This is a genomic window from Patiriisocius sp. 208BN25-11 (genome assembly GCF_058147145.1).
This window is the reverse complement of the sequence record NZ_JBYVJY010000062.1, coordinates 1-285: the sequence shown is the minus strand read 5'-3', so window position 1 is coordinate 285 and position 285 is coordinate 1. Positions and strand designations below refer to the sequence as shown.

General features: G+C 40.0%; 1 tRNA gene. It reads right to left on the bottom strand.

Going from position 1 to position 285, the window contains the following annotated elements:
* Positions 1–116: 116 nt before the first annotated feature.
* Positions 117–193: transfer RNA gene (locus ACY2RS_RS15560), tRNA-Ala, on the bottom strand.
* Between the last annotated feature and the right edge of the window lie 92 nt (positions 194–285).

Genomic DNA, 285 nt, shown 5'->3' with positions numbered 1-285 from the left:
ACCTTCCCGAAGCGAGTTCGGGACGCTCTAGCCCCTATTTGGCTAAAACTCTATTCAATATGTAATGAACTTTTCATCTACTTAAAGATGAAATTCCCATTTGCATGGAAATATAATGGTGGAGAATATCGGAGTCGAACCGATGACCTCCTGCGTGCAAGGCAGGCGCTCTAGCCAGCTGAGCTAATCCCCCATTATTAGAAATTCAGAATTTAGAATTCAGATTTTCGAACAACGAAGTAATTCCCAACTTCTAAAATTTCCTTTCAATATGTAATGAACGTA